The 19,704-nt window shown below is 43.7% G+C and carries 24 protein-coding genes; 10 read left to right on the top strand and 14 right to left on the bottom strand.

Features of this window, described 5'->3' with window-relative positions:
• Positions 1-54 precede the first annotated feature (54 nt).
• The 5 genes from TY16_RS06155 to fabL all read right to left on the bottom strand — a co-directional run bounded on the left by TY16_RS06155 (position 55) and on the right by fabL (position 4,132).
• Positions 55-1,806: an ABC transporter ATP-binding protein gene (locus tag TY16_RS06155; protein WP_043930932.1), complete on the bottom strand. Its 1,752-nt coding sequence runs from the start codon at positions 1,804-1,806 to the stop codon at positions 55-57.
• Positions 1,807-1,925: 119 nt separating this feature from the next.
• Entirely contained in the window at positions 1,926-2,456 is a 531-nt protein-coding gene (ntdP, locus tag TY16_RS06150; protein ID WP_043930931.1) for a nucleoside tri-diphosphate phosphatase, read from the bottom strand.
• Between the two features lie 196 nt (positions 2,457-2,652).
• Positions 2,653-2,916, bottom strand: coding sequence for a YgaB family protein (locus TY16_RS06145; RefSeq protein WP_043930930.1), 264 nt, complete (start codon positions 2,914-2,916; stop codon positions 2,653-2,655).
• Between the two features lie 180 nt (positions 2,917-3,096).
• Positions 3,097-3,306: a gamma-type small acid-soluble spore protein gene (locus tag TY16_RS06140; RefSeq protein ID WP_043930929.1), complete on the bottom strand. Its 210-nt coding sequence runs from the start codon at positions 3,304-3,306 to the stop codon at positions 3,097-3,099.
• Positions 3,307-3,382: 76 nt separating this feature from the next.
• On the bottom strand, positions 3,383-4,132 hold the full coding sequence (gene fabL / locus TY16_RS06135; protein ID WP_043930928.1) for an enoyl-[acyl-carrier-protein] reductase FabL: 750 nt from the start codon (positions 4,130-4,132) through the stop codon (positions 3,383-3,385).
• Positions 4,133-4,245: 113 nt separating this feature from the next.
• Between fabL and TY16_RS06130 the strand changes: the two genes are divergently transcribed.
• Complete coding sequence (locus tag TY16_RS06130; RefSeq protein WP_043930927.1) at positions 4,246-4,470, top strand: hypothetical protein; 225 nt, start codon at positions 4,246-4,248, stop codon at positions 4,468-4,470.
• Positions 4,471-4,957: 487 nt separating this feature from the next.
• Here TY16_RS06130 and mutY read toward each other — a convergent pair whose 3' ends face one another.
• Positions 4,958-6,052 carry an A/G-specific adenine glycosylase gene (gene mutY, locus TY16_RS06125; protein WP_043930926.1) on the bottom strand — a complete coding sequence of 365 codons (1,095 nt, stop codon included), beginning with the start codon at positions 6,050-6,052 and terminating at the stop codon, positions 4,958-4,960.
• A 295-nt stretch (positions 6,053-6,347) separates the two neighbouring features.
• Between mutY and TY16_RS06120 the strand changes: the two genes are divergently transcribed.
• Positions 6,348-7,328: a metal-dependent hydrolase gene (locus TY16_RS06120; RefSeq protein WP_043930925.1), complete on the top strand. Its 981-nt coding sequence runs from the start codon at positions 6,348-6,350 to the stop codon at positions 7,326-7,328.
• A gap of 321 nt (positions 7,329-7,649) precedes the next feature.
• Here TY16_RS06120 and TY16_RS06115 read toward each other — a convergent pair whose 3' ends face one another.
• The gene (locus TY16_RS06115; RefSeq protein WP_043930924.1) at positions 7,650-7,919 is read right to left on the bottom strand and encodes a YfhJ family protein; all 270 of its coding nucleotides are present in this window, start codon (positions 7,917-7,919) and stop codon (positions 7,650-7,652) included.
• A gap of 111 nt (positions 7,920-8,030) precedes the next feature.
• Between TY16_RS06115 and TY16_RS06110 the strand changes: the two genes are divergently transcribed.
• Entirely contained in the window at positions 8,031-8,204 is a 174-nt protein-coding gene (locus TY16_RS06110) for a small, acid-soluble spore protein K (RefSeq protein WP_043930923.1), read from the top strand.
• A gap of 51 nt (positions 8,205-8,255) precedes the next feature.
• Here TY16_RS06110 and TY16_RS06105 read toward each other — a convergent pair whose 3' ends face one another.
• Positions 8,256-8,576: a YfhH family protein gene (locus TY16_RS06105; protein WP_043930922.1), complete on the bottom strand. Its 321-nt coding sequence runs from the start codon at positions 8,574-8,576 to the stop codon at positions 8,256-8,258.
• A gap of 91 nt (positions 8,577-8,667) precedes the next feature.
• On the opposite strand from TY16_RS06105, the gene TY16_RS06100 reads away from it, so the two are divergent.
• On the top strand, positions 8,668-9,345 hold the full coding sequence (locus tag TY16_RS06100) for an SDR family NAD(P)-dependent oxidoreductase (RefSeq protein WP_043930921.1): 678 nt from the start codon (positions 8,668-8,670) through the stop codon (positions 9,343-9,345).
• Positions 9,346-9,363: 18 nt separating this feature from the next.
• On the opposite strand, the gene recX is transcribed toward TY16_RS06100, so the two are convergent.
• Positions 9,364-10,173 (bottom strand): recombination regulator RecX, encoded by an 810-nt coding sequence (gene recX / locus TY16_RS06095; RefSeq protein WP_043930920.1) that lies wholly within the window; start codon positions 10,171-10,173, stop codon positions 9,364-9,366.
• Between the two features lie 97 nt (positions 10,174-10,270).
• Between recX and TY16_RS06090 the strand changes: the two genes are divergently transcribed.
• The 4 genes from TY16_RS06090 (at position 10,271) to TY16_RS06080 (ending at position 13,466) form a co-directional block, all read left to right on the top strand.
• Positions 10,271-11,200: a TIGR01777 family oxidoreductase gene (locus tag TY16_RS06090; protein WP_043930919.1), complete on the top strand. Its 930-nt coding sequence runs from the start codon at positions 10,271-10,273 to the stop codon at positions 11,198-11,200.
• Between the two features lie 243 nt (positions 11,201-11,443).
• A complete protein-coding gene (locus tag TY16_RS25575; protein ID WP_081772900.1) occupies positions 11,444-11,569 on the top strand; it encodes a YfhE family protein in 126 nt (41 codons plus the stop codon).
• Positions 11,570-11,923: 354 nt separating this feature from the next.
• Entirely contained in the window at positions 11,924-12,112 is a 189-nt protein-coding gene (locus TY16_RS06085) for a YfhD family protein (protein ID WP_043930918.1), read from the top strand.
• 289 nt (positions 12,113-12,401) lie between these two features.
• Complete coding sequence (locus TY16_RS06080; RefSeq protein WP_043930917.1) at positions 12,402-13,466, top strand: M20 family metallopeptidase; 1,065 nt, start codon at positions 12,402-12,404, stop codon at positions 13,464-13,466.
• Between the two features lie 103 nt (positions 13,467-13,569).
• Here the strand turns inward: TY16_RS06080 and TY16_RS06075 are convergent, their stop codons facing one another.
• From TY16_RS06075 to TY16_RS06065, 3 genes are read right to left on the bottom strand one after another with little or no spacing between them, the layout of a single operon-like run.
• On the bottom strand, positions 13,570-14,241 hold the full coding sequence (locus tag TY16_RS06075; RefSeq protein ID WP_043930915.1) for a hypothetical protein: 672 nt from the start codon (positions 14,239-14,241) through the stop codon (positions 13,570-13,572).
• A complete protein-coding gene (locus TY16_RS06070; protein WP_043930914.1) occupies positions 14,231-14,920 on the bottom strand; it encodes a GNAT family N-acetyltransferase in 690 nt (229 codons plus the stop codon). The genes TY16_RS06075 and TY16_RS06070 overlap by 11 nt, the downstream gene beginning before the upstream one ends.
• Before the next feature lie 4 nt (positions 14,921-14,924).
• Positions 14,925-15,800, bottom strand: a complete 876-nt coding sequence (locus tag TY16_RS06065; RefSeq protein WP_043930913.1) for a carbon-nitrogen hydrolase family protein — start codon at positions 15,798-15,800, stop codon at positions 14,925-14,927.
• A gap of 210 nt (positions 15,801-16,010) precedes the next feature.
• Here TY16_RS06065 and TY16_RS06060 point away from each other — a divergent pair, with 210 nt between their 5' ends.
• Complete coding sequence (locus tag TY16_RS06060) at positions 16,011-16,643, top strand: hypothetical protein (RefSeq protein WP_043930911.1); 633 nt, start codon at positions 16,011-16,013, stop codon at positions 16,641-16,643.
• A 5-nt stretch (positions 16,644-16,648) separates the two neighbouring features.
• Here the strand turns inward: TY16_RS06060 and argH are convergent, their stop codons facing one another.
• Together argH and TY16_RS06050 are read right to left on the bottom strand one after the other, a co-directional pair.
• Positions 16,649-18,022, bottom strand: a complete 1,374-nt coding sequence (gene argH / locus TY16_RS06055; RefSeq protein WP_043930910.1) for an argininosuccinate lyase — start codon at positions 18,020-18,022, stop codon at positions 16,649-16,651.
• A gap of 152 nt (positions 18,023-18,174) precedes the next feature.
• Positions 18,175-19,386 (bottom strand): argininosuccinate synthase, encoded by a 1,212-nt coding sequence (locus TY16_RS06050; protein WP_043930909.1) that lies wholly within the window; start codon positions 19,384-19,386, stop codon positions 18,175-18,177.
• Positions 19,387-19,480: 94 nt separating this feature from the next.
• On the opposite strand from TY16_RS06050, the gene TY16_RS26080 reads away from it, so the two are divergent.
• Positions 19,481-19,645: a hypothetical protein gene (locus TY16_RS26080; protein ID WP_155922158.1), complete on the top strand. Its 165-nt coding sequence runs from the start codon at positions 19,481-19,483 to the stop codon at positions 19,643-19,645.
• Positions 19,646-19,704 lie beyond the last annotated feature (59 nt).

Genomic DNA, 19,704 nt, shown 5'->3' with positions numbered 1-19,704 from the left:
CCACCCCAAACGGACAAAATAGCTTGAAAGTCCACGATAGGGGTCTGACCCCTTTTACTCATGTTCGAGCTGCTGGACTTGGAATAGTCTGTAGTAGCCGCCTTGTTTTTCCATGAGTTCTTCGTGGGTGCCTATTTCGACGATTTCACCGTGTTCGATTAGGACTATTTTATCGGCATGAGTGATTGTGGATAAGCGATGGGCAACAATGAAGGTTGTCCGGTCCTTGGCCAGCTTCTCAAGAGCCTCCTGGATTTGGTGTTCGCTTTCCAGATCCAGCGCTGATGTTGCCTCGTCAAGGATAAGGATTGGCGGGTTCTTCAGGAACACCCTGGCAATGGCGACCCTCTGTTTTTGCCCGCCCGACAGTTTGACTCCTCGTTCGCCCACCTTTGTTTCATAGCCTTCCGGGAGGTTCAAAATAAACTCCTGGGCATTCGCCTGCCTTGCCGCTTCCTCCACCTCCTCATCACTTGCCTCGGGTTTTCCTAACAGGATATTCGTACGTACCGAGTCACTGAATAAGATATTATCCTGAAAAACAACACCGATTTTATCTCTCAACGATTGGACATTGAATCTTCGTATGTCAACTCCATCGAGGAGAATCTGTCCTTCGGTTACATCGTAAAAGCGGGGAATTAGGCTCACAAGCGAGGACTTTCCTCCACCGCTCATGCCAACGAGAGCAATCGTTTCCCCTTTCCTCGCTTCCAAATTGATATTTTTCAAAACCAACTCATTTTCTTCGTCGTATGAGAAGCTGACATTCTCAAATCGGATATTGCCTTTTACCTCGGTACACTCGATTGCATTCGGCTCATCCACGATATCGTATTTTTCATCAGCAAATTCAAATACACGGTCCATCGAAGCAAATGACTGGGTCAAGGTGGTAGATGAATTAACCAGCCTTCTCAGCGGATTATAAAGCCGCTCAATATATGCAATGAATGCGACCATTGTCCCAAGTGTCAACTGTCCTTCAATCACCAAATATCCCGAATAGCCAATGACAATCAAAGGAGCAATGTCCGTTATCGTATTAACGACCGCAAACGCCTTTGCATTCCAGCTTGTATGGTCCAAAGCCTTTTGCAAAAAATTCTTATTCCGTTTATCAAATTGGTTCTGCTCATATTCCTCAATCGCGAAGCTCTTAATAACAGACATACCCGCAACCCGCTCATGCAAATAGCTTTGCACCTCGGCTAGCGCCTGAGAGCGCGTCCTTGTCAGGCTTCTAAGGTTTCCGAAAAAATACTTAACGGAAAATGCATATAAAGGGAAAAGCACAAGCGAGACAATTGTCAGCTTCACATTCAACGTAAGCATGACGGCTATCGCTATCAGGATGGTTGCGACATCGAGCCACAGATTCATTAACCCTGTGATGACAAAAGTTTTCGTCTGTTCAACATCATTTATTACCCTGGATATGACCTCGCCTGCCTTCGTATTTGAATAATACTTAAAGCTTAACTTCTGCATATGGTCATACAGTTTATCGCGAATATCATAGAGGATTTTGCTGGACGTCCACTGAGCGAAATATTGCCGATAATATTCAACCGGCGGCCTCAGGACAACAAAGATGACAATCATGATACCCATAATCCAAAACAGCTTATCAATCTTCTCATCCTTGTTCAGCGTGTCACTTCCAACAATATCATCCATGACATATTTAATGAGTATCGGAATGATCAGTGGTATTGCAAATTTAATGATTCCAATGATGATTGTGCCTATGATTTGCCACTTATATGGCTTGACGAAATGGAGATACCTTCGGATACTCTCCAACTTGTTTCCTCCCCTGGATTCTCTGATTTATTTCATATGTATTACTTATCCAGTAATGAAGCAGCCAAACAAAAACCTGTTGATATGTGATCAACAGGGCGCTTTGCTTGAAACCAGCTTTACTTTCTGTAATTCAGGTATCGTTCATACCAAGTATCGATGAATTCTGGTGAGAATGGTCCCTTTCGCTGGTTGATCCAAATGATGAGCTTCTCAACATTCTTTTTTAGAATCTTGTCAATCACCTCTGGATAGTTCATCTCTCGGCGATGCCGTTCATACTCATCCTCGTCCAATAGATTATAAGTCATATCTGGAAACACTTTAATATCAAGATCATAATCAATATATTTCAACGTATCGCCATCAAAAATGAATGGAGAACTAATATTGCAATAATAGTGCACGCCATCCTCACGAATCATCCCAATCACATTAAACCAGCACTCCGAATGGAAGTAACAGATTGCAGGTTCCCTGGTCACCCAAGTACGGCCATCGGACTCTGTAACGACGGTCCGGTCATTACCGCCAATCACCAGGTTTTCGGAACCTTTCAGGATGATCGTCTCGTCCCATATGCGATGGATGTGCCCATTATGTTTATAGCTGTGTATTTGCATTGGTTCTCCTTCAATGGGTAAACCCATGAATCTCCCCTACTTTCATTTCCCGAACGCTTTGCACCTATCTTAAATCAAAAAATCGACAAAAGGCAACAAAAGACAATTCCCGTTTGCTTCTATTATAACGGTTACAGGGCAATTTTAAAACAAAAGAGCCATTTTTAGGATAAAATGGCCCATTCAAAACTCTATTTATTTTCCCCGCACATCATTAAAGCATTTATACGGATGAACCATTCAGGCTTTTCCCAGGCTGATAGGAACGGATCACTTCTTCTGTCTGATGCTCAAAAACCTCTTGAATTTCCCTAAGTTCTCTTTTCATTGCCGCTATTTCCTGCTGGATGCTCTCGAGGCCTGTTTCATGCTGAAGTAATTGCAGCTGTCCTTCAATTTCCTGGCAACGTTCCAATTCACCTTGTAAAAAAAGCAGTTTTTCCATTGTTTTCATTTGTTCAGAAATTAAACAATTGAAGGTTTTCACACTTTCACCGCCCTCATATTTTGCTCCTCTATGTATTCTTGAAAACCTCGCTTATTCCTTTGACTACTTCTGTAGGTTTAAAAGAAGTTTTGTCGAAGGATATTTTATCCAAATGTGGAACCCCTAAACATAAAGCAGGGCACCCTTTCGTTAAAGGGCACCCTCTTTCAGCAATAAAAATTAACGATTTTGACCTTGTTGGCCAGAATTTTGGCTCTTACGGCTTTCAGCTTGTTGGTTTTGTTGTCTTACTTCTTGAGCATTAGTTTCGCTTGCGAATTCAGTACCGAATTGCCCTTGTCCGCCTTGAGCAGATTGAGCATTTTGGCGACGAACTTCTTGAGCGTTTGTTTGAGAAGCTTGGCTTCCTTGGTTGTTGAAGTTTGCCATTGTAATCACCTCCACGACTGTTAATTTAACCATGAAGGGGATTATCTATCCGGGATTTTTTTGGAAAAAATAAACATTAGACCAAAAGGGATAAGCCACCATCCACAATAATGGTCTGTCCGCATATCATGTTGGACTCCTCTGATACAAGGAACATCACACAATCAACGAGGTCTTTCATATCAACAATCCTGCCCGCTGGCGTTTTCGTCCTGGATTCAGCCAGAAGTGTTTCTCGATTAGGGAAATGGGTTAAAGCATCTGTATCGACTGGTCCTCCGGAAACGGCATTTACAATGATATTTTTTGGTGCCAGCTCTACGGCCAGATATCGGGTTAATGCCTCAAGTGCCGCTTTCGATACTCCGACAGCCGTATAATTTTCCAAATAACGAATTGAACCGATAGAGCTGATACTAACAATTTTGCCTCCACCGTTCTTTTCCATTAACTTTGCAGCTTCCTGGGCACAAAAAAGGAGAGCCTTGCTATTAATATTCATGGTCCAGTCCCAATGTGACTCCTCAAGCTCCATTGCCGGACGAAGTACTCCAGATGCAGCATTGTTAACAAAAACATCAAGCCTTCCAAATTCCTCTTCAACAGTCGCGAACATGCCCTTAATTTTTTGGACATCACCGACATTGGCGCGGATCACCACCGCTTTTCTGCCAAGTGCCTCTATTTCTGCCGCGGTTTCAAGTGCTGCCGATTTGCTTCGGGCATAGTTAATAGCGATATCATATCCTGCTTCAGCAAGTCGTAAGGCAGCTGCCCGTCCTATTCCCCTGCTGCTCCCAGTAATAAGCGCAACTTTTTGTGTCATAATATGTAGTCCTTTCTTGTTTCATTTTGTTTCTATTTTAGCCGTTCGGGGTATAGAAGACAATTGATTCCTAACACTAAACCTGAGCAATCCATTACGAAAGGAGAATTGCCATGTATGTTGGACGGGATATGACGGAATTGACGATGATGCCAAAAAGCGATTGGGAGGACAGCGAGCTGGCATTTTTTCACCATTCATTACAGCAGGTTGTACCATACCTAAACGCTGAGGGCCAGACGATTCACCGCGAAATCGTTGAGGAAATTGAAAAGCGCGGCGGCCTCAACCGGAATGAAGCTGATTATACACACGGGACTAAGGTAAGTTACGATTAAGAACAAAAGCGCAAGCGCCTTCGTGACAGACAAAAGGCGTCTGTCCCTGCGATGACTATTCTCAGGAGCTTTCCTTTGTGGTCATCGCCGTATAAACTGGAGGGGCTTTGACTGAGATAAAATGAACCTTCCATCAGCGCTTTTTGCTGATGGTTAGGTGAATGAATCGGACCTTTAGGGACAGTTGCCGACGTAGGAGGCCTACTGTCCTTTAAGGTGGGGGTAAAGGAATCACGAAGAGCGTAAGAGATTCGATGATGACTTATCGTAGGGAGTAGGCCTAAAGTTTACTAGGCGATAGGCGCTCCTCATTACGCTATCGCGTAATTTTGTGCGATGCAATTTCGGGGAAGCCTTCCTTGTGGAGCTAGACGTAGCCATGCCTCATAAATAGAGTTATAAACTGTCGTAAATCTAAAGTATCTTTAACATTTAAAAGAGCCAGGCTGTACGAATGTCTCAAACAGCCAGGCCCTTCTTTTGTATATTATTGGTTTCTGTTAAGGTATAAAGCAAGCATTTTCTGATGAGGTACGGGCAGAGCAAATTCCGATAGCTCCTCCAGCGTAACCAGTTTTACTCCAATGGTCTCGGGAAGTTCAGAATTTAATTTCCCGGTATACACAGTAACATTCCAGATGAGATGGGAGAAAATATGCTGAATCTGGCCAAGCGCTTCACCGAATTCCACATCCACATCAAGAAACTCATTATACAGACCTGACAGCCCTTTACGGTCATCAGCAAACGGAAGATGCAGTTCAACTGATGGCAGCTCCCACATATTTGCCAGCAGTCCCTCGTTTGGCCGCTTGCGAATGAGTATTCTTCCAGCTTCATCTTCAATCACCGCGGCTGCAAGACGGAGCTCCCTTGGCTTTTTCTTTTTAGCTTTGATAGGGAGCTCATTTTGGGCTCCTTCATGAAAGGCCTGACAATGCTCCCTTACCGGGCAAAGCAGGCAGGACGGTGAGGTCGGCGTACAGACAAGTGCCCCTAGTTCCATTAGCGCCTGATTGAAATCAGAAGGTGAATCCGGGGATATTAATACCCGAACTGCTTTTTCAAAAATCTTTCTTGAAGAGGGCTTGGCAATATCTTCTCTAATCAAGAGGATTCTTGATAGTACTCTCATTACATTGCCATCAACAGCCGGTTCAGGGATTCCATAAGCAATACTTAAAATCGCACCCGCTGTATAAGGGCCTACACCTTTTAGCGTAGCTATTTCTTCAGGTGTATCGGGTACAATGCCATTGTATTTTTCTTTAACCTCCCTGACAGCAGCCTGTAAGTTTCGTGCCCGTGAATAGTACCCAAGCCCTTCCCATGCCTTCAGAACCTTATCCTCATCCGCATTAGCCAGTGCATCTATAGTTGGAAACTGTTCCATAAATCGGTGATAATAAGGAATCACAGTATCAACTCGAGTTTGCTGGAGCATAATTTCCGAAACCCAGACTTTATATGGATCCTTATTGAGACGCCATGGCAGACTCCTTTGTTCGGCCCTGAACCAGGAAATTAAATCGTCGCGAAACTGTTCTATGTTAATTGTTCCAATATTTTCCAATGCCTTCATTGTTAGATTTAGCCTCCCTGATGTTAAAAGACAAACGAAAGTGGGAATATAATAAATGTACTTACGATCAGTTGTCCCCACTGATGGTAATTACTATAGTTTTTTCTGAGCTTACGGGCGGTTTATCCCACAGTAAATTCTATAATTTTTAGATGTATTACTTCCCTCTAAAAATGTGGTAAAGTAATTATTTAAAACGGAGTACCCGTTAACACCATCTTCTACGGTAAAACATACGATGGAAACTGGCAAGCAATTTCGGCGGGGAAACTCATTAAAAGGAGGAACCGGCACCTTGGATACTGGTACACATGTTGTTATGGGGCTAGGCCTTGGCGCTTTGGCCACGCTTGATCCAGCTGTTGCCGGGCATACTGCGACAGCAACCAGCGTTATGGTCGGCACCATTGTCGGCTCACAAATTCCCGATATTGATACAGTACTTAAATTAAGAAATAACGCAGTCTATATACGCAATCATAGGGGTATCACCCACTCCGTACCCGCAGTCTTTTTATGGCCACTCCTTATTACAGGCGCAGTGTATTTATTTAATCCTGACGCCAATCTGCTGCATTTGTGGCTATGGACACAGCTCGCTGTATTCTTGCATGTGTTCGTGGATATATTTAATGCTTACGGCACCCAGGCACTTCGTCCGTTTTCTCCCAAATGGGTTGCTCTTGGTGTTATCAACACATTTGACCCGTTCATCTTCGGTATCCATGTCGCCGGTCTGGCAGTCTGGATTATGGGAGTACATCCGGGTTATACCTTTGTTGTAGTGTACGCGATTATGATTTTCTATTACTTCCTGCGGTTTTCAGCGAAGCGGGAGGTTGTGCAGGCAGTCAGAATCATGTTCCCTACTGCTACGCAAATTGTTGTCGCACCCACCATGAGATTCAATCACTGGCGTGTTGCCGTTATGACCGAACAGGAATTTTTTGTAGGTCGGGCCCAGGGTGCAACCGTACGTATTCTTGATAAATTCAAGCGCGTGCCGGTTCCGGATACACCAATCATTCATGCGGCGAAAAAGGATTCCAATATCTCTGCCTTTTTATCCTTCTCCCCTGTTTATCGATGGGAAGTAAAGGAATTCGATGAATACCATGAGGTTCGCTTTATTGATTTGCGATACCGCAGCAATGGGCACTATCCATTTGTAGCTGTCGTCCACTTGGATCCAGATTTAAACATTAAGAATTCATACACTGGCTGGATTTATAGCGAGGAAAAACTTCGGAAGAAACTCGAAATTCTTCCAGGTTAACACAAAAAGCGTAAGCGCCTTCGTGACAAGCAAAGAACGCTTGTCCCTGCGATGATTATTCAAGGGAGCTTTCCTTAGTGGTCATCGCTCTACAAACTGGAGGGACTTCGTCTGAGATAAAGGAATCACGAAGAGCGATAGCGCATTTGTGCGTGGCTTATCGTAGGGAGGAGGCCTGAAATTTTCGCACGCGTAGGCGCTCCTCATTACGGTACCGCGTAATTCGTGCGATGCACTTTCGTGGAAGCTTTCCTTATGGAGCTAGATTAAACAAAAGAAACGGCAGTCCAATTTTTTTAATTGGATGCCGTTTTTAATTTGTTAGTGCAGTCTATTTTTATCCTCATTTAGATACTGGCTGTATTTCGGGTTTCTTGCTGCGAACTCATGAAGGTTTTCACCGTAATGTTCAATCCATTGGCGTACAACCTTTTCAGTCATCTCGCTTCCCAGATATTCTCTGCCAGCTTTGGCATAGGTAGTCTCAAAATCATCCCATAGCAATTCTACCCATGTCCTGGCTTGGCCGTAGGAAAGCAAATCATTTTTATCGAGGAGCAGATTGGTCAGCCTTTCATGATAATCATTCATATACAATCACCTCTCTTGGGAGAATTGTGAAAACATATCGCCAACTAATGTGTAAATACTAACGATACGCAGACTTGTTCTGCATTACTAATTAAGGATGGAGGCTGGACAATGAGAAACAAAGCAAAGGGCTTCCCATACAACAATGATGACAAACTCGAAGGGGAACCTCGTGCGAAAGCTGAGTATGCCTCAAAGCGGGCAGATGGTTCAATCAATACTCATCCGCAGGAACGAATGAAAGCTTCTTCTCAAAGGAACCCAGACGAGATTAAGTCTTTTTAACACATTTTTCACTGTCTGCCTGGTATTGTAATGGATGCCAGGCATTCTATTTTATCTATTCATAAGCATTGAAATCGGCAGGGCTTCTTCTTTTCCATCGCCATTAAGACGGTATCCCCAGGCAAATACACCATTTAGATAATCAATTTTAAAATATGAACCCGGGTCGCCTTCAATTGCATAAATTTCACCCGGCGCAAAGTTCGCCGGATCGAGCAAATAAGCTTTTGCCATGACAGCTTTTCTCTCAAGAACAGCGAATTCGTTCACAATGCCCATCTGTTCCGCTTTCCTTGCTTTTTCTTTTAAAAAGGCGATTTCTTGCTTTAATTCGTATTCTGTCATTTCGCTATAACGCTTTTCCTGCTGCATTCGGGCAACCACCTTTGTTATTTTTCCTACCTTAAGTATAGTAAATTTAAGATAGATTAGAAAGAATACTGCTTTATTACGGAGGTATCTTATGAAGACTTTAATTGTAACAGGTGCAGGGTCCGGGCTTGGACGTGAGCTTGCATTGCTTTTTGCTAAAAAGGGGTTTAGGTTAATCCTCGCTGGAAGGTCTGATGTGCGGCTTCAGGAGGCAAAAAAGGAAATTGAAGCCCTTGGCGGGACAGCAGAAACACTGGCCATCGATGTAAAAGAAACATCCGCAATCCCAAATAGACTTGCAAACATACTCAAGGATAAGCAAGTTTACGGTCTTATTAACAATGCAGGCATTGGCCATTTCGGGCCATTTACACAGATGAAGGATAGCGACATTATCGAAATGCTCCAAACGAATATATCTGGGACCATATTTATGACAAAAGCGATACTGCCCTATCTGGAGAGAGCCGGAGAAGGCCACATAATCAATATTATTTCTACCGCAGGCCTTCGGGGCAAGGTGAATGAATCTGTTTACGCTGCCTCCAAGTTTGCAGTAAGGGGATTTACCGAGAGCCTGCAAAAGGAGTATGAAGGCCAGAAGATACGGTTTACCGCAGCTTATATGGGTGGTATGGATACTCCGTTCTGGTCAAACAGTACACATGTTGCAGATCCTTCACGATTCAGGGCGCCTCGCGAGGTTGCTGAATATATTGTTACCAATCTTGGAAACGACGAAATCATACTAGAGAGTAAAAAATCATGACAAACGTGTCATGATTTTTCATTCTTCTTGCCTTGATTCAAGGTAACGTTCGATTAAGTCTATTGGGAAACCTTTTCGAAAAAGAGTTTCTTTCATTTTTTGCTGATATGCGTACCCTGTCAACTTCCCGTATTTTCGGTGCGCTTTTTCCCCCTGGACTCTGATTGCCTCAAGCTCATCATCTTCTTCCCTGCCAAAATCAGCTTCACTCAAAGCAAATTGGATGGCATCGGTTTGATATCCCTTTCTTCTGAGCATGGCATCAAGCTTTTGCTTCAAGACTCTTTCGGATTCAGAAGAATATTTCCTCGCATACTTTTCAGCAAGTAGTTTTGCTTTTTCAAATTGCTGCTCCTGGGTAAATTGCTCCATTGCATCGGCAATTAAAGCCTCATCTACCCCGCGCTCTTTTAGTTCCATTTTTACAACATAGGTTCCTTTATTGGTGGTGCTGATTTGGGTCCTTACATAAGCATCCGCATATTCCGCGTCATTCAGGTAACCCTGTTCCTTAAGCCTGATTATGACTTCGCTGATTGCAGCATCTTCAAGCTTTTTTTCCTTCAAGTAGCTGTAAATTTCCTTTTCTGTCCTCATCTTATGCGCCAGATAGTTAATCGCGTTATTATATGCCTTACGAATTTCGTCATGATAACCGACTTCAGCCAGTAAAAACTCATCCAGTTCCATCCCTTTCTTGAGACGGAAATTGACAATGACAGACTCATCCGCACTAAAGGCATATTCTTCCCCTTTGCCGAAATCCATATAAATATTGTAACGCCCTGTATCTCTTTTCTGGGTGGTAATTTTGGTTATGGTTGGCATGTCCTCACCTCTATTTCACTTTACCACACCTTTACTATGCCATTCATACTCCAAAAATGTAAAATAGAAACAAACGGTTTGTAGAGGGGGAATTCTATTGAAACTGGCAATTGCGGGCGGAACAGGATTTCTGGGCAGCGCATTAGTTGACACATTGCTATCCGACGGGCATGAAATAGTTATTTTAACAAGGAAAAAGGCCTCAAGTTCCAAGACAAACCTTACCTATGTTCAATGGATGGCTGAGGAAAGCGAGCCTGAACGCTATCTTGAAGGAATCGACGTTTTCATTAACTTGGCTGGGGAATCCTTAAATAGCGGACGCTGGACAACTGTGCAGAAGGAAAAGCTTTTAAAAAGCCGGCTGGATGCCACAAATGAAGCTATCCGCATCCTCTCCAAGCTTTCTAAAAAGCCCTATGCCTATATTTCTGCAAGCGCAGTCGGCGTGTATGGCACTTCCGAGGAGAAACTGTTTACTGAGGAAAGTAGTCTGGGCCAAGATTTTCTGGCAAGTCTCGTTAAACAATGGGAAGTTGCCGGCTCCAAAGCTGAAAAGCTTGGAATCAGGACCGTTTTTTGCAGATTTGGAATCATTCTGGACCGGGAAGAAAGCGCCCTCCCCCAAATGGTTCTTCCTTATAAACTCTTCGGGGGCGGAACGGTTGGCTCCGGAAGGCAATGGGTATCCTGGATTCACAGGGAAGACGCAGTCGGTGCCATCCTTTTTATAATTAAGAATAACAGTATCAGTGGCGCCGTAAATTTCACTTCTCCCAACCCGACAACCATGAAAGAATTTGGCCAAACAATCGGCCAAGTGCTTTGCAGACCTCATTGGCTCCCGGTTCCTTCCTTTGCGTTGAAGCTTTTGCTCGGCGAAATGAGCATACTTGTACTTAAAGGGCAAAGGGTCATGCCAGTAGTCCTTGCTGAGGCGGGCTACCAGTTCCGTTTTCCACAATTAAAAGAGGCGCTGGAGGATCTTTTCAGTAAGCAAAATCCTTTTCCATCTCACACTGATTAACCATATGACACTTTGCGTCAACCGGTACTCCGTAATCTCATATTCGGCTTTATTAGCGGGATATCCTAGCATTGCTTAGCACAAATGTTTTATTTGACGATTTTAGGTTAAAGAATGAACACCGGCTGCTTTTTGCCCCCGGTCAATACTTAATTAAGAAATATCTTTGCAGGTTGAATCAATGGCTTCCATATAGGAAAGGCTGGAAGTAGCAGTTTACTTTTCAAGAAGGAAGGGACCAAAATGGAAAAACCTAAAAAAGATAAGAATCGAAAAACATTGACGAGTACCCAGGAAGTCCTGTACCAAAGAGAATTTAAAGCCGCTGATAGAGCAGCGGGTTTTGATCCGCCAGGAAGAAGAAGGTAAAAACAAAAGCGTAAGCGCCTTGGTTATCGCCGTACAAAATGGAGGGGTTTCGACTGAGATAAAGGAATCACGAAGAGCGATAGCGCATTCGTGCATGACTTATCGAAGGGAGGAGACCTGAAGTTTGCGCACGCGTAGGCGCTCCTCATTACGCTATCGCGTAATTTCGTGCGATGCATTTTCGGAGAAGCTTACCTTGTGGAGCTAGACGTAAACAAGCAAGACTAAAGGAGCTATCAACAATTGCTAAAGCGTGCTTGTGGAAAATTTCCACTCATGTAGAAGTCCCGGACGGAAACGATAAGACCATGGGGGTACTCCTCCGACTTTTATTTCCGAAAGGGGTTTTTGCTTTTGGCACGTTCACGTGGACATAGGAATCGCGATAAAAATTCTGCTTCTCTGCCGCAAACTCCGAAGAATTTAAAGATCAGTGATGGACTTGATGTGGAATTTGACCGTGACCTTGCCGATCATGACGATCTTGAAGCAATGGCAAGATCAAAAGCTGCCGATCAAAGGGCAAAAAGCAGGCGGAAATAATTTTAAAAGCGCAGCTTCTTATTGGAGCTGCGCCTATTTTATGAATACGTTTTAAATTTATTTGGATTTATTTCTGTGGATTGTGCATAACATCTGGGGATAGAACTGTGGATAATGTGGATAAGCCTGTGGAGTACTTCGAAAAACTATACTTTTCTTGTGGAAATCTCTTTGGATAACTTAGTAATTTATCAACAATGCTTTATTCCATACAAATATTTTCGAATTCATTCTTCAATAAAGTTTCCGTGCTAAAATGGATGGTATGGTTATAACAGAGGTGAAACTGATGGTTCTTAACTTATTAAAAACATTAATTTCAATAGACAGTTCAACTATTCCTGGTGCAAATGAAGCTGTGGAATTTTGCGGAAATTGGCTTAAATCTCACGGTATGGAAGTAAACTTTCTTGAAAATAACGGGCGAAAAATGCTGGTTACTGAAGTAGGTTCCGGCGAATTCACACTAGTTCTTAACGGTCATGTTGATATTGTTGCAGGTAAGCACGGCCAATTCTTTCCTTACGAAAGCAACGGCAAATTATATGGAAGAGGTTCAGCCGATATGAAGGCAGGTGTCGCTGCAATGATGGCTGCCATTGTTGAACTAAAGCAGTATAAACTAGGAATCAAAGTACAGCTGCAAATTGTATCGGATGAAGAAACTGGCGGTGAGAATTGCTCTGGATTCCTTTCAGAGTCTGGATACAGAGGCGATTTTGTTATTTGCGGCGAACCAACGGGGCTTCGGATTGCCATCCAGGCAAAAGGCATTCTTCGTACTGACATTACTGTTCCTGGGAAATCAGCACATGGAAGCAGGCCGTGGGAAGGAATTAATGCGATTGAACAAGCATATGAGATCTTCAAGCAAATCAAAGATCTCCGATTTGCAAAGGAAAGCAGCGAATACTATATGCATCCTTCTATTAATCTTGCAAAAGTGGCCGCTGGCGATGCCTATAATGTCGTACCGGACGAATGTACAATCGGACTCGACATACGATACTTACCCGGGCAGAACCCGGAAGAAATCCTCGAACAAATTAAAGGGATAAGCCCTGAAATTAGTGTGGTTTCAGGATGGCAGGCCGACCCTATTAACACAGACCCAAAACATCCATTCCTAAATCATTTAGATCGGGTTATAAAAAGGCATCCGGGCCGTGAAACTGTATACTTTGGCCAACACGGAAGTGCCGACACTGTATATTTTGCCAAACATGGAATTCCTGCAATTGAATTTGGCCCGTCTGGAGCAAACTGGCATGGAGACGAGGAATATGTTGAAATCGAGTCAGTATTTGCGTTTCGGAACATCCTTGTAGAGCTGGCTACTGAACTGATATTCTAATATTAGTTGTTGTTAGATAATTGATATGGTAAAAAGTTAGTTGGAGCAGAATCAACATACAAAGAGAAAAGCCCCGTAAGCTCATACTAGCGGGGCTTCATTTTTAGAGTGGGAGCAATGCAACTTCATCTTGCTTCCTGAGTCCTTCAATCATACTGATCCACTCTTGAGGTTTATTCTGCAGAACCGTATAGTAAGTGGTTAGGAAATCCGCAACAAGACTTGCTTCGATTTCGCCCTGGCTGTCATCAGACGGCATAAAGCCCAAATCAAGCCCTGTAACTGCTTCTCCGTTATTTTCCCAGGATGGATGTACATACTCAATGTCAATTCGTTTATAACCGAGATGGGAAAGAACCTCCCTGCGGACATAGGGATCCATCACCTTAATACCGCCAAACTCATACTCCTCAACTCTGTAAGGATCATAAATCTCAGCAAACATTCCGTAAAGCTCCTTACCGTTTTGGGAGGCAAGTGCATTCAAATCCTTCATCCGGTTTACGGCAAGAAAGCGGCCAATCCCCATTCCCTGCAGGCCAATGATTGTGAAGTCCGTCATCGCGATATTCCAGTCCTGATAATAACGGTACTCGGTTGCACCAACAACCTGGTCACCATCAAGAGCAACAAAAACCCGGATGCCCGGATCTTCAAGTGGTTCCCTCCACAGTTCGTATTCGAGCACCTCTTCCGGCGGGAAGATTTGCCCCATCAGTGTGTGCATTTTCCTGAAATTCGGGTCATCAATACTTGTTATGCGTTTATATTCCATTCCCTGGCACTCCTTCATTTTTAAAAGGATTTTTCCATTCCATGAGGACGGCGTAGTTATGAGATTCTTCGTCCTCCAAATAATTTTCCACCAATGCAACCGGCACACGCCCGCATCTCAACAAGAACGAAACCACCGGATCATTTAGTTCTCCGGCCATCACTGCTTCTAGGTACTTTGCTGGCTCCAACTCGGAGGACACCTTGTGATAGCCCGGCATCCGTGCTCCTCCGAGGAGACGGTCAGCACCTATTTCAATGACGACATGGTACATAGCCTGCATCATCAATTTGCCAAGTCCAAGCTTCCGGTGCTGTGGCCGGACGCTAATATCAACAATATAAAGGGAGTTTCCATCCGGCTGATGATTTCGGATATAACCGCCATCGGTGATCTCCTCCCATGTATGGTCTGGCTGCGCCGGATCAAAATTGACGCGAAGGCCTGTCAACGACCCGGCAAGGACACCATCCACCTCTATGCAAAGGGCTCCTTCAGGAAAAAGTTCAACATGGTTGGAAAGCTGCTCCTTGTTCCACCAGAGCTCTTGAGGAAATGGCGGGGGGAAGCATTCGGACTGGATATCAATTAGTCCTTCAAAATCCTCTTCTGTATAATTCCTGATGCAAACAGAAATTGGTTTATCATTCTGGTAGACAAAGAATTCGCTTTTGTACATGTGATCACCCCTTGGATTCTAATTCTTCCCAATCTACGTACAGATCGCTTCTACGATCTCTCCATGTTGTCACTGAGCCGCCTTTGCGAACCTCATATAAAAGCTGAAGATCAAGATCTGCTGTCACGATCATATCGCCATTTATTTCCCCTTCAACCTGTATACCCTTTGGCGGGAAAGGAATATCGTTAGGAGTAATGACAGCAGCCTGGCCAAAGTTCAGCCGCATAAAATCAACTGTCGGCAATGCCCCCACCGTACCTGTCAGGACTACATACACCTGGTTTTCAATCGCGCGCGCATGGCTTGTGTAACGGACACGGTGGAAGCCATGCCTGTCATCGGTACATGATGGGCAGAAAATCACATCGGCTCCCTTTGCCTTTGCCATCCGAACGATCTCCGGAAACTCGATATCATAGCAGGTCAGAATCGCTATCTTGCCCTTTTCCGTCTCGAAAATTTGGAAGCTGTCTCCCTTGGCCATGTTCCATTCGTGGACTTCGGTCGGTGTAATATGCAGCTTTGCCTGCTCGCCAATCCTGCCGTCCGGATAAAACAAGTGAGCCGTATTGTACAGCTTGCCCCCTTTTTCGATAACATGAGTACCACCGATAATGTGCATGCCAGTCTTCTTAGCAAACGAGGTGAATAATTCACGATATTGTTCTGTAAAGCCCGGCAGGTCGTTAATGGTCAGGGCTTTGCCCTTGCCATCCCCAATCGACAACAGCTGGGTCGTAAAGAATTCAGGGAACAGCACGAATTCCGCTCCGAATTCCTCAGCGGTTTTTATATAATGCTCGCACTGAGCTGCAAATTCTTCAAAAGAAGAGATTGTATGCAGGTGGTACTGAACTGCAGAAACTCTTAGTTTCATCTAAAAACCTCCCTTTTCATGGAAAACATTATAGTAATTATTCACTATTCTTTCTTATAAGACAAGTGAGATGAATTCGTTTTCCTATTTACGAAAACTTAAGGCTGCGTTAAAGATGCGTTCATATTGAGGGGGTAAGATAGAATAGAAGAATACGATAAGCTGCGGCAACTTTTTTTGGGAAAAAGATACTCCAGAGGAGGACTGTAATTGAAGAAAACTTTCTTCATGTTGATTGTCGTATGTATCTTAAGTGGTTTTTATGGGGGATATCCCGGGTATGACGGTCAGAAAGTTGAGGATGTTTCGCCATCGGCACAGGTAACGGTAGATTCTGAGGAAAAACAGGCCGTTTATCCGCCTTTTGAAAAACTACAAAAGCCCGGAGACTCGGTGACAGGAGGTAAAGGAATGCTGACAATGCTTGCTGCTTCACCTGTTTATGATCTTTTCTTACTCAGTGGCCTTGAATTTATTGTTAAAGATGTAAAGCTAATGGAATTCAAACCTTTGCGTAAACACGATGACCCACCAAATGGAGAACTTATTTTTATCAAAATAGACGTTGAACTCGTTAACCAGAACCCATTTCCCGTGAAATTTAATCCTATCGAAAAACTTACCGTGAATGGCAAGCCATTGATTGAGAAAACTGAATTACTTCATGAAAATATGGATGGCATGATAGGTGGCGGTGAAACAAAGATGGGCAGTATAGGTTATCTGCTCCCAGCCTCGTCCTCCTATTCAATAGCTGCAAAAACAAGTAATGTTACAGATATGAATAATAATGAAATAACCAAGGCTGCCTCATTCAAGGTTATTCTGAATCGACAGCCTTAGGTTTATTAGGAAAGATAGCTTTTAGCAAGGGCAATTTGTTTGGCAACCTGCGCCGGGGAAGTCCCCCCGTAGCTGTTCCTTGCACCAGCAACGTGCTCGGGCGTTAGGATTTTATAAATATCACTATGAAACAACTCGTTAAATTCCATATATTCTTCAATGCTAAGGTCTAACAGATATTTTTTATTTTGAATGCAATAAAGCACTATTTTTCCGATAACCTCATGAGCCTGACGAAATGGCAATCCTTTCGTTACAAGGTAATCAGCAATATCCGTTGCATTTGAGAAATCTTCGTTAAGAGCCTTCCTCATTACATCCTGGTTCACTGTCATCGTCTCAATCATTGGGGCAAGCAGCTTTAACGAACCTTCCAGCGTTTCCACTGTATCAAACATACCTTCCTTGTCTTCCTGTAAATCTTTGTTATAAGCCAATGGCAAGCCTTTTAAAACAGTAAGCAGGCCAATCAGATTACCATATACTCTGCCCGTCTTACCGCGTAGGAGCTCTGGAACATCAGGGTTCTTTTTTTGTGGCATAATGCTTGAACCTGTACAAAACGAATCATCTAGATCTATGAATCTGAATTCTTGGCTTGACCAGGTAATGAATTCCTCCGCCATACGGGAAATATGCGTCATGATAATTGAACCAATTGACAGGAATTCAAGAATAAAGTCCCTGTCACTGACTGCATCCATGCTATTAGGGTAAATCGTATCAAAACCAAGTAGTTCGGCTGTTCTCTCGCGGTCGATTGGGAAAGTTGTCCCTGCCAATGCGCCTGCGCCAAGCGGCAGCCAATTTACTCGTTTCAGGCTGTCCTGCAGCCTTTGTTTATCTCTTTCAAACATCCAGAAATACGTCATCAAATGATGTGCAAAGGAGACTGGCTGCGCCCGCTGGAGATGGGTGTAGCCTGGGATGAGCGTATGGATATGCTCATTAGCTTTTTCGATGATAGCTGCCTGGACACTTGATACCAATCCAATAATATGTTCCGTCTTATTTCGAAGATAAAGATGCATATCGGTTGCGACCTGGTCATTTCGACTCCTACCAGTATGTAGCTTGCCGCCAACCGGTCCAATCAGTTCAATCAGCTTCTTCTCAATATTCATATGAATATCTTCATCTTCTACAAGAAACTCAATTTCATTGTTTATGGCCATTTGCTTAATATGCTCGAGCCCTGCTATTATTTTTTCAACATCCTCAATCGGGATAATCCCGCATTCACCAAGCATTCTGGCATGCGCCAGGCTTCCTTCGATATCCTCCATGACTAGTTTTTGGTCAAATGATATCGAGGCCGTGAATTCTTCTACCAGCCTGTTCGTTTCTTTTGTAAAACGGCCGCCCCATAGCTTAGACATTGTCTTCCCTCCTCTAAACGAAAAGACTTCCCAGATGTTTTTTTGGGGGGAAGCCCTAAATTAATCGAGTTCGAAAGCGGGTTTCGAATCACTCGCAACAGCTTACGAAGGTCAACCAGCTTCCGAACTGCTAGAAACCTATTAAACTATCACTATTTAAATACACTTTGCTTGCTGTTTACTTCCGAAAACACCTTAGTTGGGAGGCCCCATATTTTAATAAAGCCTTCAGCAGCGAGGTGGTCAAAGGCATCTCCCTTCGAGTAAGTCGCAAGCTGTTCATTATAAAGGCTGTGCGGTGATTTGCGTCCGACTGTCATATGTGTACCCTTATGAAGCTTTACACGGATGGTTCCCGTTACGACTTCCTGTGTCTGGTCAACAAAAGCATCCAAGGCAGCTTTAAGAGGTGAGTACCAGAGGCCCTCATAAACAATTTTGGCCATCTGCTGGTCTACCTGTGTTTTAAATTGGGTAACCTCACGAGGCAGTGTTAAAAATTCCAGCTCTTTATGTGCCTGGATTAAAATGAGAGCGGCCGGGTTTTCGTAAACCTCACGGGATTTGATCCCAACGAGACGGTTTTCGATATGGTCAATCCTGCCGATACCATGCTTGCCGCCAAGTTCATTAAGCTTTTCAATCAGCTCAACCAACGGGAGATTCTCCCCATTTAAGCCAGTCGGCACACCTTTTACAAAATCAATTTCGACGTATTCAGGTGCATCCGGAGCCAGTTCAATTGGATTCGTCCAATCAAAGGCGGCTTCAGGCGCTTCTGCCCACGGATCCTCAAGCACTCCTGCTTCACAGGCGCGCCCCCAAATATTTGCATCTATTGAGAATGGATTATCGAGGTCAACCGGAATTGGAATACCGTTTTCTTCGGCATACTTGATTTCCTCATCCCTTGTCATCCCCCACTCGCGTACAGGAGCAATAACCTTCAGGTTTGGATTTAGCGCCTGGATAGAAACCTCGAAACGGACCTGGTCATTGCCTTTTCCAGTACAGCCATGGGCAACCGCAACCGCGCCTTCCTTTTCTGCCACCTCGACAAGAAGCTTTGAAATAAGCGGTCGGGATAGCGCTGAAGACAGTGGGTATTTCCCTTCATATAGGCAATTGGCCTTTAGGGCCGGAACAATGTATTCCTTTGCCAGAAGTTCTTTTGCATCTACCATATACGCTTTAATGGCGCCTACATTTAACGCTTTCGTGCGGATTGCTTCGAGATCCTTGCCCTCTCCGACATCCAGGCCGAGAGCGATGACGTCGTAGCCATATTTTTCTTGAATCCACTTTACTGAAACTGATGTATCAAGCCCGCCGGAATAGGCGAGTACAATTTTCCCCTTAGACATGAATCCACCTCATTTTTTAGATTGGGCTGCTTTCTCGGTCGAGTCTAAAATTGTGAACTTTTCCGATATATTTGTGAACACGGGTGATAAAATCGTGAAACTGTACGATATATTTGTGAAACCAGTCGATAAAATCGAAATAGTGACCGATATATTTGTGAACATGACCGATATATTTACTGCTTCAAAAGTAATCCTCACTATTGAAGCTGAAGATATGCGTAGTCCAAAAATTATTGAACAAAAGACGCTTTTATAAGGTGAACTAAAAAATCTTAATTTAATTGGAGCGGAAATCAAAGCTAAAATAATAAGCTC

It is taken from the genome of Bacillus sp. EB01 (assembly GCF_000613125.1).
In the GTDB taxonomy this organism is placed as follows: Bacteria; Bacillota; Bacilli; order Bacillales; family Cytobacillaceae; genus Bacillus_D.
Note: the sequence above shows the minus strand (reverse complement) of the source record. Positions and strands in the feature narration are given on the sequence as shown.